Origin of the sequence: Halanaerobium sp. DL-01, assembly GCF_003338615.1 — a bacterium.
Classification (GTDB): Bacteria; Bacillota; Halanaerobiia; order Halanaerobiales; family Halanaerobiaceae; genus QPJE01.
In genome coordinates this window covers 22,059-37,742 of the sequence record NZ_QPJN01000003.1, presented here as the reverse complement: position 1 = coordinate 37,742, position 15,684 = coordinate 22,059, and the positions used below count along the sequence as shown (strand labels likewise).

Below are 15,684 nucleotides of genomic sequence, written 5' to 3'. Positions count from 1 at the left end.
TTTCATTTTTTGCCAGTAGTGCAACTCCTCTGCTGTGATCTGAAGAAATATTTAACTCTAAATCAATTACTCCATTAAGTTTATCCTCTTTTTCCATCCACAAAAATGGTACTGCTGCTGGAATTGGAGGTGACTGAACGGTTACCTTCTGTACTGCCTGCACACTGCAAAAAAACGATGATGTTATCAATATTATAAACAGCAGAAAAATTATCATTTTTTTTGCAGATAAAATGTTTTCCAACTTTAATCACCCCCATAAAAACTATTAATCATTTAGCAGCCCCTGAATAATGATCTCTGATGCTTCCCTTTCGTCAAGTCCTCTGGCCATCAGTGTCTGCAGCTGTGTACTGTCCACTTCATTTTTTGCCAGTAGTGCAACTCCTCTGCTGTGATCTGAAGAAATATTTAACTCTAAATCAATTACTCCATTAAGTTTATCCTCTTTTTCCATCCACAAAAATGGTACTGCTGCTGGAATTGGAGGTGACTGAACGGTTACCTTCTGTACTGCCTGCACACTGCAAAAAAACGATGATGTTATCAATATTATAAACAGCAGAAAAATTATCATTTTTTTTGCAGATAAAATGTTTTCCAACTTTAATCACCCCCATAAAAACTATTAATCATTTAGCAGCCCCTGAATAATGATCTCTGATGCTTCCCTTTCGTCAAGTCCTCTGGCCATCAGTGTCTGCAGCTGTGTACTGTCCACACTTCCAATAGCTGCTTCATGAGTAACCTTAGCTTCCGGATGACTAACTTCTACAATTGGAACTGCTCTTGCTACAGCTTTATCCTTAATAATCTCTGTACAGTCAACATGTCCCATTGCTCCAGCTGCTCCTGCTGTTAGTTCATTATATATTTCTGCCTCACCACTATCTTTTAATGCAATTTTAGAATCAAGTACACCCCTGGAATTTTTTCCGTTTAAATGACCAGCTTCCCGAATTTTGATAAAATCATCTTTCTGACCACTTATTCTGGCCAACATCTCAACAGCTGCATTATCTGCAAGTTCAGCTTCATAATCAAAATCTATTTTCCCAACCCTTCCTTTCAAAAGATCAAATTTTGTTGTCAGCTTCCCATCGGACTTAACATTTATATCTGATCTGGCAATTACTTCCACACCACCATTATCCCCATGAAAATGATGTTCTTTATAGATGTAAGATCCATGTGGATCTATATTAATAACAGCATCCATAATATGCTCTACTTTAACAGCATTGGGAAAAATGCAGTCTGCTCTAACCTCAACATGTGCATTTTCTTTTACATGTACATTCATATCAATTTTCTGTCTTCCTTCTTCTGGCAGAACACCAAAACACATGTGGACTGGATTTTTTATTTTATAACCACTTTCAACTGTTACAAATACTTTAACAGTATCTTCAGCGGTCTTTTCAGCCTGAACATTAAGACCTTCAACAGTATGCTGACCAAGAATTTTATCCCGTTCCAAAACTATATGAGCCACATCACTGTCAGAAAAAACATCCTCTCCCCCTGCATCTTTATAGGCATCTACCATCATCTGATAATCATTCATTAGCTGGCCACCTCCGTATCACACTCTACTTCTTTGTGGCAGGGCAGACAGTATGACTTAAAGTAATCACTTATTGCATCAGGTTTCCCCTGACGGATAATTTCTCCTTCACAAACTAAAGCAGCTCTATCTGCATAGTGAAGCATTTCTTCAGAATGTGTGATAAGCAGTATTCCAGTTCCATTTTCGCGAAAATGATTGATAACTTCACCAATATTGTTTAAAGCTACCACATCCACTCCAGAATCAGGTTCATCCAGTATAACAAGATCCGGCTCCATTAAAATTAGAGAGGCAAGTTCTATCCTTTTTCTTTCACCACCACTTAGGGTTTTATCAATAAATCGATCCAGATACTGACCGGGCCTAATTGCTACCTGATTTAAAGCATCTCTAATCTTTTTTTCAGATACATCTTCACCTCTGCTTTTTAGACCAAGGGATAAAAATTCTCGCACAGTTACCCCATGATATCTGGCCGGCTCCTGCCAGGCAAGAGTCAGCCCCAGTTTTGCTCTTTCATTAATTTTCATTTTATTTAAATTTTTACCTTTAAAAACTATCTCTCCTTTTTGAGGTTGATAATTATTAATCCCCATTAAGGTGTAAGCCAGTGTAGATTTCCCACATCCATTTGGTCCAATCAGAGCAAAAACCTCACCCTGTTCAATAGAAAACTCCATTCCTTTTAAAATTTCTGCTTCATCTATAGTTAGGTGAATATCTTTAACTTCCAACAATTTTGACATACTGTTCCTCTCACTTTCTAAATTATAATGTTAGTTTATTCAAGTCCTAAAAATTCCTCTATCTTATCTGCATGATGACCTAGAATAATTATATGGTGGTTTCCAATCGGATCAGCAAGTAGATAATCAGCACTGCCGGGAAGATGTAATTTAATCTGTGTTCTGCAGGCATCTGGGCTGTTGAGATTTTCAGTAATTTTTCCTTCTGCTATAAAATACTGTTCAAGTCCTTCTCCACCTATTTTAAGAACCGTTGCAGGGCCTTCTTTTATTATACCCTGAATACCGACTCCCATTCCAGTCTCAAAATGGGATCTTAAAATATATTTTTCAGTCATATCTGTTGCTGCTGTACAGTGAGCAAAAATGACCTCATCATTATTTTTATCAACTTTTACTGGATTGGCCATAAAAGGTATATTCCCGGTTATTATTTTGGAAAAATACATGGTAAACAGTGCCGGTATATCACCTTCACATCCAGCTGTAATATCCTCATTATTTAGCTCTGAAAGGGCCAGACATCCGGTAGTATTTAGTTTTTCGACCAGATCAAAGCATCTTAAAGTCAGTGCATCAAGCTGATATTTATCAACTATTTTTTTTAAAACAAGATATAGTTTAGCTGCAGAAAAAACATCATTTCTGCTGTTTTCTACCATTTTTTCAGATTTATTTATGAATTTATTTGCCGTTTTTTTAGCTTCCAAATCATCCACATCATTATAAAGCAGTTCTACTTCATGTAAATCAATATCAATAAAATCTGTTCCCCAATGATGAGAAGCATGCTCATAATTAATTTCACTTGCTATTAGCCAATCAGATGGACAACCAATAACACCCATTTTTGATGCCGCTATTTGGTCTCTTATTTTTTTATATTCTGCAAGTTTTTTAATCTCATCTATTATATTTTCCGGTTCACCATGCAGTATTTTCCCATTTTCTCCCTGCTTTTTTATAAAACTGAGAATCTCCATTGCAGCAGGAAGTGAGTTATGAAGTTCTGTACTCAGCAGATATATAGGTCTGGGAAGAAATTGATAAAAATCCAAAAATATATTTTCAGTTCCACCTGATTTGACAAATACTAAAACAAAATCATAATTTTCAAAAGTATTTTCATCAATACTGTCAGAACTTACCTCTTCAACCACAAAAGAATTTTTAATTTTTTCACTAATTTCTTCTAAAGAAGAATTTATTTTTTCTTCATTATGAACTGGAGAAATTAGTGATACTAAAGCTATTTTCATTAATAATCTCCTCCTTAATATCTCAACAAACAACTTGATATTTTAACTTAGGACTTTTAGAACAAAATATCCTTTGGACTTCTTTATTACAGTAAGGTTAAATTTTGTTGATGTCGGAAATTATAAATCCATAAATTTTATCCATAATAAACCATCTGGTATAATTTCCTGGTCATTAAAGAAAACTGCCCTAAGGGGCAGTTTAGATAGATTAACAGCTACAAATCTAACAGATCCGAAATCCGGGTATAAGTTTTCTGACCAATACCTTTAACATTCATTATTTCTTCCTTTGTTGTAAATACTTCTTTTTTTCTATGTGCAATTATTCTATCTGCAAATGTTGGCCCTATCCCTGGCAGAAGTCTTAGCTCTTCTTTTTTGGCTTTATTTATATTTATTTTTTTTTTATCTTTTTTCTTCCCTTTTTTACTATGCTTACTTTTTTTTGCTGATTTAACAAATGCCGCTTCATCTTTTTCATCAAAATCTTCTTCTTTTTCTTCATGTGCTTTAACAAAAGCTGCTTCATCATCTTCCAATTCTTTTTTGTGTTCAAAAGATTCACGCATTCCGGACTCTTCCTCTGCACCACTGTTAAATTCAATCTCTTTTTTCTTATTATTCTCTCTGGTTTCAGCCCTTTTCTCATGACTTTTCCTGGAAGCTCTAACAGGTGCAGCTTCTTCTTCATCAGACCAGTCTTCTTCAACAGGTTCTTTCATGCCTGATTCTCCAGCACCTTCTTCACTTTTCTCAGAAGCTTTCACAGAACCGGATTCTTCCTCCTCACTGTCATTCCCACTGGACAGCTCAGCATAGAGGTCATCATACTCTTCAGCAGAATGTTCCCAACTGTAATTCATATCCATAACCCTCCTTATTAATTTGTGCCAGATATCCGTTCTATGATAGAATGACACAGCCCTCTGTACAGTATATAACATATCATGAGCATTGTAATTGTTAAAGCTAAAACCTGTGCCTTCACCGGTTTCTTCACTGTAAGAATCAACTGTATCATTTAAACCACCGGTTTCTCTAACAATGGGAATAGTACCATAACGAAAACTTATCAGCTGACTTAAACCACATGGCTCATATTTTGATGGCATCAAGAATATATCACTACCTGCATATATTTTTTTTGCAAGTTCAGAATCATAAAATATATTCACTGCAAGTTTTCCGGCATATCTTTCAGACTGTGAATGAAAAAAGTCTTCGTATTTTTTATCTCCGGTTCCAAGAATAATCATCTGAATATTTAAATCCATTAGCTCCTGAAATACACCTTTAACAAGATCAAGTCCCTTCTGATCTACAAGTCTAGAAATTATGGAAATAATTGGTATATCTGCATTCACTTCCAGCCCCATTTCTTGCTGAAGCCGGTTTTTATTCTCATCTTTTCCAGAAATATCACTACTGCTGTAATTAACATATATTTCAGAATCTGCTTCAGGATTAAATTTTTCATAGCTTATTCCATTAATAATTCCACTCAAATCATCTGCCCTCAGCCTTAAAGCATAATCCAGTCCTTCACCAAAATATTCTGTTCTAATTTCTTCAGCATAAGTTTTACTTACAGTTGTTATATGATCAGCATACATTATACCCGATTTCATATAATTTAACAAACCATTATGGCGGATATTACCACTATACCAGTGATGTGGCGGTAGAGAAAGAAGATCTGAAGTAAGTTCTCTACCAAACTCGCCCTGATAGCGCAAATTATGAATAGTAAATACCGTCTTTATATCACTGTAAAAATCCTGCTGCCTGTATCTATCTGCAAAAAGAAGCGGCAGTGGGCCTGTCTGCCAGTCATTGGCATGTATTATATCGGGCTTGAAATCAATTACAGGCAGCATATCCAGAACAGCCTGAGAAAAAAATGCAAATTGTTCAAAATTGTCTTCATTTTCGTATAGTGAATCACGATCAAAATAATATTTATTATCAACAAAATAAACGGTAATTCCATCATATTCTAATTTATTTATTCCCACATATGTATCTCTCCAGGCAAGTTTAGTGCGAAAATGACAGACTGGTTCCATTTTTTCTTTATATTCAGCTGGTATCTGTCTGTATTCTGGTATTACCAATCGCATGTCATGTCCCTGCTTTTTAATAGCCTGGGGAAGAGAACCGGCAACATCTGCTAAACCACCAGTTTTAACAAATGGATCGGCTTCAGAGGCTGCAAATAAAATCTTTAATTTTTTACCCATTTTTACACCTCCAGTATAAAGGTAAAACAAAACTATTGATCTATTTAAATAAATCTATCCAAAAATTATTTTTTTCTGTTTCCTTATACTATTAGTTTATTAAACCTTATAAATAATGTCAACAAAATAATAAAAAATAAAAATACACATCAAATCTATCTATTTTACAAAAATATTTGTATGTATTCTTCTCGGCTTATTTAGATAAAATAAAGGAAAAATTCTCAAAATAGAGAAATAGTATAATAAGGTATTAGTATTATATAATGTTTAAAAATTTTTGAATTGTTATAGAAATTATTGTATAGAAATTATTGAAAGGAGGAGATATATGAATTCAGAAAAATATCCAGGTGATTATGATCGCTATCTTTTTCATCAGGGAAGACATTATGAATCATATAGATTTTTAGGTGCACATCCTGTTAAAGAAAATGGAAAACATGGGGTTCGTTTTTCTGTCTGGGCTCCATCTGCAGAAAAAGTTAATGTAATCGGTGATTTTAACAGCTGGGATAAAAGAAAAAATCCCCTCAATAAATTGACAGATTCCGGAATATGGACAGGTTTTGTAGAAGAAGCTAAAATTGGGATGTTATATAAATACTGGATTAGAGGTTACAGAGGTCTAAAAAGAATTAAAGCAGATCCCTATGCTCTAAGACAGGAAAAAAGTCCCGGCACAGCTTCACAAATTTATAAATTAGATAATTTCGGCTGGAATGATAATAAATGGCTTCAGCAGCGAAAAGAAAAAAACCCGTTAAAACAGCCTATTTCTATTTATGAAGTTCATCTGGGATCATGGAAGAAAAAAGATGGTGAACTTATGAACTACCGAGAAATAGCTGATGAACTTATTTCTTACGTAAAAAATATGGGATTTACTCATATTGAATTAATGCCTTTAACAGAATATCCCTATCCTGGCTCATGGGGGTATCAAACTACAGGTTACTTTGCACTGACATCCCGTTATGGAAAGCCAGAAGACTTTATGTATTTTGTAAACAAATGCCACAAAAACAATCTGGCCGTTATAATGGACTGGGTACCCAGCCATTTTTGTAAAGATGATCACGGTCTGCGCCTCTTTGATGGCACACACCTATTTGAAAGCAGTGATCCCAGAAGAGCTGAAAATATACAGTGGGACACACTAAATTTTGACTTTGCTCAAAATGAAGTCTGGAGTTTTCTAATTTCAAGCGCCGATTTCTGGTTTAACACCTATCATATTGATGGTCTGCGGGTTGATGCTGTAAGTAATATGCTGTATCTCAACTATGAAAAGGAAGATGGCCAGTGGGCAGCAAACAAATATGGTGGATTTGAAAACTTAAATGCAATAGAATTTATTAAAGAATTAAACAGAGAGATGTTTAACCGCTATCCCGGTATTTTAATGATTGCTGAAGAGTCAAGTGCCTGGCCTCTGGTAACAGCTCCTGTTCACGATGGTGGACTTGGTTTTAATTATAAATGGAATATGGGCTGGATGAATGACACACTGGATTATATGGAAAAACCTCCTCTATACCGCAAATGGAGCCACAACAATTTGACCTTTTCTATTATGTACACAAATAGCGAAAATTATATTCTCCCTCTTTCTCATGATGAGGTTGTTCATGGGAAAAAATCCCTTCTTGATAAAATGCCTGGAGACTACTGGCAGAAATTTGCTAATTTAAGGCTGTTATACACCTATATGTACTCCCACCCCGGAAAAAATCTTTTATTTATGGGGGGCGAGTTTGGTCAATTTGTTGAATGGAACTTCAAAAATGAACTGGATTGGTTTCTACTGGATTATGATAAACACAGAGAAATTAAAAGTTTTGTACAGGAGTTAAACAATCTATATAAAAAAGAAAAATCCCTATGGGAATTGGATCATGAACAGGATGGATTCCAGTGGATTGAAGCAGATGATTATAAACAAAGTGTTATAAGTTATATACGCAAGTCAGAAAATGAAAAACAGCAGATAATTGTGATATGTAATTTTACACCTGTTCCCAGAGATAATTATCGTATTGGAGTTCCCAGGCCAGGTGAATATGAACTTATATTAAATAGTGATCAAAAAGCTTTTGGAGGTTCAGATTATGAAACTTCTGCCAGAGTCAAAGCCAAAAAAAAGAATTCCCACGGATTTGATTATTCTCTGGACATTAATCTGCCTCCACTTGCTGGCTTATATTTTAAATATAAGCCAAAATAGAAGTAAGCAGCGATAGTTAAAGTTAAATAATAGTTAAGAGCTATAAAAGGAGGTAAAGCTATGGCAAACCCGGAACTTCTAGCAATGATTCTGGCAGGAGGAAAAGGAAGCAGGTTAGGAGTACTGACAAAAAATATAGCCAAACCCGCTGTTCCATTTGGCGGAGAATACAGATTAATCGATTTCCCTTTAAGTAACTGTTCAAACTCTGGTATTGATACAGTTGGAGTACTCACACAGTACAAACCTTTAGTGCTCAATTCTTATATAGGTAATGGAAGGTCCTGGGATCTTGATCTAAACAGAGGTGGAGTTACTGTTCTTCCCCCATATGTAAAAGAAACTGGTGGCTCCTGGTATAGAGGAACAGCTGATGCAATCTATCAAAATATTGAGTTTATAGATATAAATGATCCCGAATATGTTCTTATACTTTCCGGTGATCATATATACAAAATGGATTATTCTCTGATGCTGGATTATCATAAAGAAAAAAATGCAGAAGCTACTATAGGGGTTCTGGAAGTTCCTTTAGAAGATGCCAATCGATTTGGGATAATGAATACAGATAATTCACAGCGAATATTTGAATTCCAGGAAAAACCAGAAAATCCCAAAAACAATCTGGCTTCAATGGGAATCTATATTTTTAAATGGGAAACACTAAAAAAATATCTTTTAAAAGATGCAGAAAATGACGATTCTGATGGAGATTTTGGAAAAGACATTATTCCTGCTATGATTAATAATGATCTACAGATTTATGCATATAAATTTACAGATTATTGGAAGGATGTTGGTACAATTAAAAGTTACTGGAGAGCTCATATGGATCTTCTTGGTGACTCACCTGAACTTAATCTGCACGACAGAAACTGGATTATATATTCGGTTAACCCAAACAAACCTCCACAATATATAGCAGAAACTGCAGAGGTAGACCACTCATTAATAAATAAAGGCACACAGGTTTTAGGAAAAATAAAAAATTCAGTTCTGTTTTTCGGAGTTCTGGTTGAAAGAGATGTAATTATAGAAAACTCTGTAATTCTTCCTAACAGCCGGATTGGGAAAGGCAGTCATATCAAAAACTCCATTATTGGCAGAAATGTTACAGTAGAAGCAAATTCCAAAATAGGTGCTGATAATCAAACAGAAGAATTAAAGATAACTGTAGTTGGAGATGAGGAAACTGTAAAGAAAAATTCCAGTATAAAATCCGGAACGGTGGTGGGAAAATGATGATGACACCAGTTTACAGCAAAAGTGGACCTTATATGAGCAATGTAATGGGTATAATTAATAATGCACTCAATGAAACTTTTCTGGAAAAACTAACAAATCACAGGTCTCTTGCTTCAGTTCCATACGGATCCCGCTACAGACTGATAGATTTTCCTCTTTCTAATATGGTTAACTCTGGCATAACAAATGTGGGAATTCTGCTGGAAAGTAAATATCGGTCACTAATGGATCACATAGGTTTTGGAAAAGCATGGGATTTAGACAGGAAAAGAAATGGTCTCTTTATTCTTCCCCCCGCACATATTTATCAAAACAATAGAGCTTACAAAGGAGATCTGCAGAATTTTTCCAGCAATATAGACTATATAAAGCGGAGTACACAGGAATATGTTATAATAACAAGCCCCAATATTGTCTGTAATATAGACTATCGTGATGCTTTTCAATACCATATAGAAAATGAAAATGATATAACAATTATTTATAAAGAAATGGATGTTTTTCGCCGGGATACTTCCTACACTGTGATAAATACAGATGATAATGACAGGATTATAGATATGAAAGTAAACCCGGATAAAAATTTTTACAAAAAAATTTCACTGCAGAGATATATAATAAAAAAAGATCTTCTGCTCGAAATAATTGATAACTGTATATCAAAAGGAGAATGGGATTTCGTCAAAAATGCCATTATAGGTAATATTAAAAATTTAAAGGTATATGGATATCCTTTTCACTCTTATGCATCAGTTATTAATTCAATAAATGGTTATTATAAAAGTAATTTAGAACTTTTAAAACCTGATGTCTGGCAGGAATTATTTCTAAAAAATGGCTCTATTTTTACTAAACCTAAAGATGAAGCGCCAAGTGAATATAAGGAAAGTTCAATAGCCAGAAATATTTTGGCCGCAAATGGCTGCATTATTGAAGGTGAGGTCAGAAACAGCATTCTATTTAGAGGAGTTAAAATTCATCCAGATTCTTTTATAAAAAATTCAATAATAATGCAGAAATCAGAAATTGGCCCTGGTGCAAAATTGGAAAATGTAATTTTAGATAAAGGAGTAACTATTACAGCCGATAAAGAACTAAAAGGGGACACCAACTATCCAGTTATATTAGAAAAAAATTCTATAGTTTAATTCAGCATCCTGTCAGCAATGCGGCTGAATATATAACCATTGCACTTAGGGGTGGAACCTGTACTTCATCTGAGTAGAAAATCCTTATCGGTTCTGTACCTGCTTCCTTATCATCAACTACAATAGCCCATGTCCTTTTCTGTGGTAAATTAAACTGAGTCCACTTATGATTAGGATTATAAAAAACAGCTACTTTTTCCCAACCATCTCCATTGGCATGGTTATCAATATAAAATCCAACAGTATTAACCGGAGATTGTATAAACTTAATTTTCTTCCTTATCTCCTCTTTGTTTATCATTCTAAAGGCTGGATGGTGGCTGCGCAGATTTATCAGTCCTTTGATATAATTAAAATGCTCATTATAGGTTGTTTTTCGCTCCCACTTTAACTGATTTACAAATATACCAGAATTATAACTGTTTTTATCACCAAATTTTGTCCTCAAAAATTCTGTTCCCGCCTGAATAAAGGGAACTCCCTGAGAAGTAAATAACACAGCCATAGCCAGCCTGTGCATTTTTCTTCTTGTTTTTTCATCTGCACCCGGACAGGAAAATGCTAATTTGTCCCAAAGAGTTAAATTATCATGTGAGTCAGCATAATTGATAGTTTCTGATGCTTTTTGTGTAAATCCATACAGACTTCTTTCTGGAAATCCGACAGAACCAATTACACCCTCATATATTTCTTTCTCTAAATCTGTTTTCCCCTGAATAAATCCTTTTTTCTGGCCATCATTATCTCCTTTTATTGTATTGCGAAAATTATCATTAAATACTGCAATATCTGTTCCTTTCTGACTTCCTTTTTTAAAAATCTGATGTTTTTCAAGCTGAGGTGGCAGTGCAGTCCAGGGTTCACCATAAATTATAATTGAATCATTTTCTTTTTTTAATCTTTCGGCTGCCTGAAGAATAGTTTTTTTATCAACTGCACTCATCAAATCAAATCTAAAGCCATCAATATGATATTCTCTGCTCCAGTATAAAAGAGAATCTATTATATATTTTCTCATCATAGGTCTTTCACTGGCAATTTCATTTCCAACTCCAGATGCATTAGCAAATTTTCCAAGTCTATCAAAACGATAAAAATAATCTGGAAACAGTATCTCGAAGGGAGAACTTTCTGTTTGATATGTGTGGTTATAAACAACATCCATAATTACACCAATATCATGTGAATGCAGCACTTTAACCATTTTTTTAAATTCATATATTCTGCTTTCATTAGCTGGATTGGAAGCATAGGATCCTTCTGGAACCATATAAAAGAGCGGATCATATCCCCAATTATAACTGTTAATATCCATGTCATCTGCTGTGGCAAAATCAAATACAGGTAATAAATGAACATGAGTAATTCCCAGCTCTTTAAGATGAGCCAGGCCGCTGAGCAGACCTTCTCTGTTTGTTGTGTGCCTCTCTGTAAAAGCAGTGTATTTTCCCTTATGCCTGATACCACTTTCTTTAGAAATAGAAAAATCTTTGACATGCAGCTCATATATAACCGCATCAACAGGACTATTTAGCTCAACTTTTTTGTCATACGACCAGGTAGGTGGAAATACTTCAGAAGGATCTACAATCAGTCCACACCGACTGTTGGTTCCAACAGCTTTTACCCATGGATCGACAAAACTTGTTTCTATTGACTCTTTTTTTAACCTTATTTTATAATAATTACCTTTTATATCTGCAGTAAGTTTTACCTGCCAGGTACCATTAATCGACTGCTCCAGCTTATATTCAGCTACTTTATCTTCAGCTCTGTCATCAGAGTAAATATCAATATATACTTTCTCTGCAGGTGGAGACCAGATCCTATAATTTATATTTTCTTTATCAAAAGTAAATCCCAGATCATCACCAGAATAAAACATTTTATCCTCATCAACTTCAAAAACATTATATGTCAAAATATCAACTCCTATAATACAAGAAAAATAATAATTTTATCTGATTTGCAAAAACCATAAGCTGAACTTTTAAAAATAATACTTCTGCTATTAAATTAATTATTCTCTATTAATTATCCGTCTCCTTTAAATTACAGCTGCAAATTAAAATATTTCTCAAATTTCTAAATTTTTAGTACTGAAAATTATTATCATGTGTCCACAAAAATGGTATTTGCGGAACATTAGGCATTTTTCGTTAATCAATCTTAATGAGTTAGAGACGCAAATACCCTTTTTGTAGGAAAACCTTATTATAAGGAAATCACTTATTAATTATAGCTAAAAAACAGGTTATTTAACTTTTATGTAGAAGTAATAGCAAATAGAACGGTTCTGATTTGTAATTAAAAAAGATTATATTATAACCTGATATTTACTCAATTTGAAAGGGGGGAGTTTATAAATGGAAGATATTATCAAACATGTAGCTTTTTTAAATCCTCATGGTAATTTTGACAGCAGCGACTGCTGCTGGGGAGAGCATCCTGATTTTAATGGTCAGCTGGTTTATGTTAAAGAAATTGCCCGAGCTCTGGCAGAAATGGGAATAAATGTCGATATTATTACAAGAAAAATAAATGACCCTAACTGGCCAGATTTTTCTCAGCTCTATGACTCATATTCAGACTGCAGTAATTTAAGAATAATAAGGCTCACTTTTGGCGGCAGCAAATTTCTTCCCAAAGAAAAATTATGGCCGCATATTAAGGAATATGCAGACTGTATTTCGGAATTTTATGATGAAGAAGGAAGTTTTCCAGATTTTTTTACATCACATTACGCTGATGGTGGACTTGCCGGAGTCCTGTTAAAAGAAAAAATGAACACCCCTTTCTCATTTACTGCTCACTCTCTTGCTGCACAGGAAATTGACAAATTAGCATCCAAAAAACACAGTTTTATAGAAGGTATTCAGCTTAACAATTTTCACTGTCGTATAACTGCAGAAAGACTTGCTTTAAAATACTGCAGCCAGATTATTGTCAGCAGTGAAGAGGAACGCTTTAAAGAATATGCACATCCATATTATAATGATATTGTAGATGTTGATGACAATAGCAAATTTACTTTACTACCTCCAGAATCCAGCAGCAAAATTTATGATCTTAAATCCCTCAATAAAATTGCTTCAGCTTATCTAGATGCTATAAAAAAAGGTACCTCAAAAAGAGTGAATATAGAAGATGCAAAAATACCATCATACTTTTATTTACCTGACAGTGATAATGAGAAGAAACTGCTCGAGCAATTTAAATCAGAAATTAAATAGGAGTTTCCCCAAAATTTATTTTCAAGCTGCAAAAAGGGGGCTTTAGTCATCAACGAAATTTTTAGATTTATCTAAAACTCAATTCGGGTGTGAAATAGGGCACACTAATCAATGAGTCCTCCTGACTCATGATTAGCTCACTCCATCCTGTAGTTCAACCCTATTTCTTCCTTCATTTCGTTAAGATTCATTGACTAAAAATTTCAATATTCCTGCATCTCCCCTTTTTGCAGCAGTATATAAAAAATGGGGAAAGTCCAGGAAATTAAAATATAGACTTTTGAAAAATAAATGATATAATAAGAAAATGAGAAGTTATTAAAACCAATATATTAACAATAAAACTTATAAGGAGTGAATTTTTTATATATGAACAATAATAAACCACATACAGCTTATTTCTGTATGGAATACGGACTGGACAAAGAAATGAGAATTTATGCAGGTGGACTCGGTATTTTAGCAGGTGATATTTTAAAAGCAGCTAAAGAATACGGGTATCCAATTACTGGAATCGGAATACTCTGGCGCAAAGGTTATACTAAACAACTGATAGGTCAGGATGGAAGGCCTTTTGACCATTACCCCGTAAATGAAGAGATCTACGAACATGCTGTTGATACTGGAGAAACGGTAACTGTAACAATAAGGGATCAGGAAGTAAAATTAAAAATATGGAAGCTGGATAAATATAATAATGCCAGTCTCTATCTGCTTGATGCAAATTTACCTGAAAACAGAAAATATCAGACTATAACTGACCATCTTTATGGTGGCTTTAATGATAAAAGAATTGCTCAGGAAATCATTCTGGGTATTGGTGGTGTAAGAGCTATCCGAAAACTTGGTCTAAATATTGATATTTATCATTTTAATGAAGGCCATGCTGTACTGGCAGGTACAGAACTTATTAGAGAAAAGATGGATTCAGGTAAGGATTTTAAAAAAGCATGGGAAGAAATAAAAGAAAATATTGTATTTACCACCCATACCCCTGTTAAAGAAGGTAATGAAACACACAGCCTTGACAGCCTCAAAAAAATGAGTGCTTTTAATGGGTTAAACAGGGAACAAATGAAGGCAATAGGTGACAGCCCCTTCAGCATGACTGTTGCTGGTTTGAGACTGGCAAAAATTTCAAATGGTGTTTCAAAATTGCACGGTCAAACATCCAGGGCCATGTGGAGTAATGTAAAAGGAAAATCAGATATTATCTCAATAACAAATGGTATTCACCGCGGGACATGGGTCGATAATAGGATTAAAGAAAATATTAATAATCGACAAAAACTCGCTTCAGTTCATCAGGAAATGAAAAAAGAACTGATTAATTTTGTTTTTAAGAAAACAGGCGCAGAACTTAATTCAGAAAACTTATTAATAGGTTTTGCAAGACGGGCTGCACCCTATAAAAGACCAAATCTCATTTTTAGTAAACCTGAGGTTATTGATCCTTATCTTGAAGAAGGAAAAATACAGCTTATTTTTTCCGGAAAAGCTCACCCAATGGATGATAAGGGAAAAGATATAATTGCAGATATTGTTAAAAAATCGAGAGAATTTCCAAACAGTGTTGTCTTTTTAGAAGATTACGACATGGAAATAGCTCATTATCTAACCCGTGGTTGTGATGTCTGGCTGAATAATCCCCGCAAACCACTGGAAGCAAGTGGAACCTCAGGTATGAAAGCAGCTATGAATGGAGTCCTAAATCTGAGCATTTTAGATGGTTGGTGGGTTGAAGGCTGTGAACATGGGATTAACGGCTGGCAGTTTGGAGATGGTTATATGGGAGATGGTCAGGATGAAAGTGATCTTTATGCTCTGCACCGCATCTTATTTAACGAAGTAGTTGATGTTTATTATAACAATAAACAGCGCTGGCAGGAGATGCTTTACGAGAGTATACATTCCACTTATGAAAGATTTTCTGCTGAAAGAATGCTGAAAAGATATTATGAAGAAATGTACAACTAATTTGATAAAATATAAAAAATAGGGTAGGGTCAGCTT

11 protein-coding genes and 1 pseudogene are annotated in these 15,684 nt (G+C 34.5%); 5 read left to right on the top strand and 7 right to left on the bottom strand.

Annotated features, from left to right (window positions below):
• From DER71_RS01865 to glgA, 6 genes and pseudogenes are all read right to left on the bottom strand, one after another.
• Positions 1–244, bottom strand: a pseudogene (locus tag DER71_RS01865) (hypothetical protein); the annotation flags it as partial.
• 24 nt (positions 245–268) lie between these two features.
• On the bottom strand, positions 269–604 hold the full coding sequence (locus DER71_RS12145; RefSeq protein WP_114474226.1) for a SufD family Fe-S cluster assembly protein: 336 nt from the start codon (positions 602–604) through the stop codon (positions 269–271).
• A 24-nt stretch (positions 605–628) separates the two neighbouring features.
• Positions 629–1,567 carry a SufD family Fe-S cluster assembly protein gene (locus DER71_RS01855; RefSeq protein ID WP_114457365.1) on the bottom strand — a complete coding sequence of 313 codons (939 nt, stop codon included), beginning with the start codon at positions 1,565–1,567 and terminating at the stop codon, positions 629–631.
• Positions 1,567–2,316, bottom strand: a complete 750-nt coding sequence (locus DER71_RS01850) for an ABC transporter ATP-binding protein (RefSeq protein WP_114457364.1) — start codon at positions 2,314–2,316, stop codon at positions 1,567–1,569. The genes DER71_RS01855 and DER71_RS01850 overlap by 1 nt, the downstream gene beginning before the upstream one ends.
• A gap of 35 nt (positions 2,317–2,351) precedes the next feature.
• Positions 2,352–3,575 carry a fucose isomerase gene (locus DER71_RS01845; RefSeq protein ID WP_114457363.1) on the bottom strand — a complete coding sequence of 408 codons (1,224 nt, stop codon included), beginning with the start codon at positions 3,573–3,575 and terminating at the stop codon, positions 2,352–2,354.
• Between the two features lie 218 nt (positions 3,576–3,793).
• Positions 3,794–5,818: a glycogen synthase GlgA gene (glgA, locus tag DER71_RS01840; protein ID WP_114457362.1), complete on the bottom strand. Its 2,025-nt coding sequence runs from the start codon at positions 5,816–5,818 to the stop codon at positions 3,794–3,796.
• A gap of 331 nt (positions 5,819–6,149) precedes the next feature.
• Between glgA and glgB the strand changes: the two genes are divergently transcribed.
• The 3 genes from glgB to glgD are packed head-to-tail and all read left to right on the top strand — an operon-like array spanning position 6,150 to position 10,438.
• On the top strand, positions 6,150–8,045 hold the full coding sequence (gene glgB / locus DER71_RS01835) for a 1,4-alpha-glucan branching protein GlgB (protein WP_114457361.1): 1,896 nt from the start codon (positions 6,150–6,152) through the stop codon (positions 8,043–8,045).
• Positions 8,046–8,105: 60 nt separating this feature from the next.
• Positions 8,106–9,287, top strand: coding sequence for a glucose-1-phosphate adenylyltransferase (locus DER71_RS01830; protein ID WP_114457360.1), 1,182 nt, complete (start codon positions 8,106–8,108; stop codon positions 9,285–9,287).
• A complete protein-coding gene (gene glgD / locus DER71_RS01825) occupies positions 9,284–10,438 on the top strand; it encodes a glucose-1-phosphate adenylyltransferase subunit GlgD (RefSeq protein ID WP_199505541.1) in 1,155 nt (384 codons plus the stop codon). Before DER71_RS01830 ends, glgD begins: the two co-directional genes overlap by 4 nt.
• 1 nt (position 10,439) lies before the next feature.
• Here glgD and pulA read toward each other — a convergent pair whose 3' ends face one another.
• Entirely contained in the window at positions 10,440–12,359 is a 1,920-nt protein-coding gene (gene pulA, locus DER71_RS01820) for a type I pullulanase (RefSeq protein ID WP_233487359.1), read from the bottom strand.
• A gap of 445 nt (positions 12,360–12,804) precedes the next feature.
• Here pulA and DER71_RS01815 point away from each other — a divergent pair, with 445 nt between their 5' ends.
• Together DER71_RS01815 and glgP are read left to right on the top strand one after the other, a co-directional pair.
• Positions 12,805–13,671: a glycosyltransferase gene (locus DER71_RS01815; protein ID WP_114457359.1), complete on the top strand. Its 867-nt coding sequence runs from the start codon at positions 12,805–12,807 to the stop codon at positions 13,669–13,671.
• Between the two features lie 369 nt (positions 13,672–14,040).
• A complete protein-coding gene (gene glgP, locus DER71_RS01810; protein ID WP_114457358.1) occupies positions 14,041–15,648 on the top strand; it encodes an alpha-glucan family phosphorylase in 1,608 nt (535 codons plus the stop codon).
• The last annotated feature ends 36 nt before the right edge of the window (positions 15,649–15,684 follow it).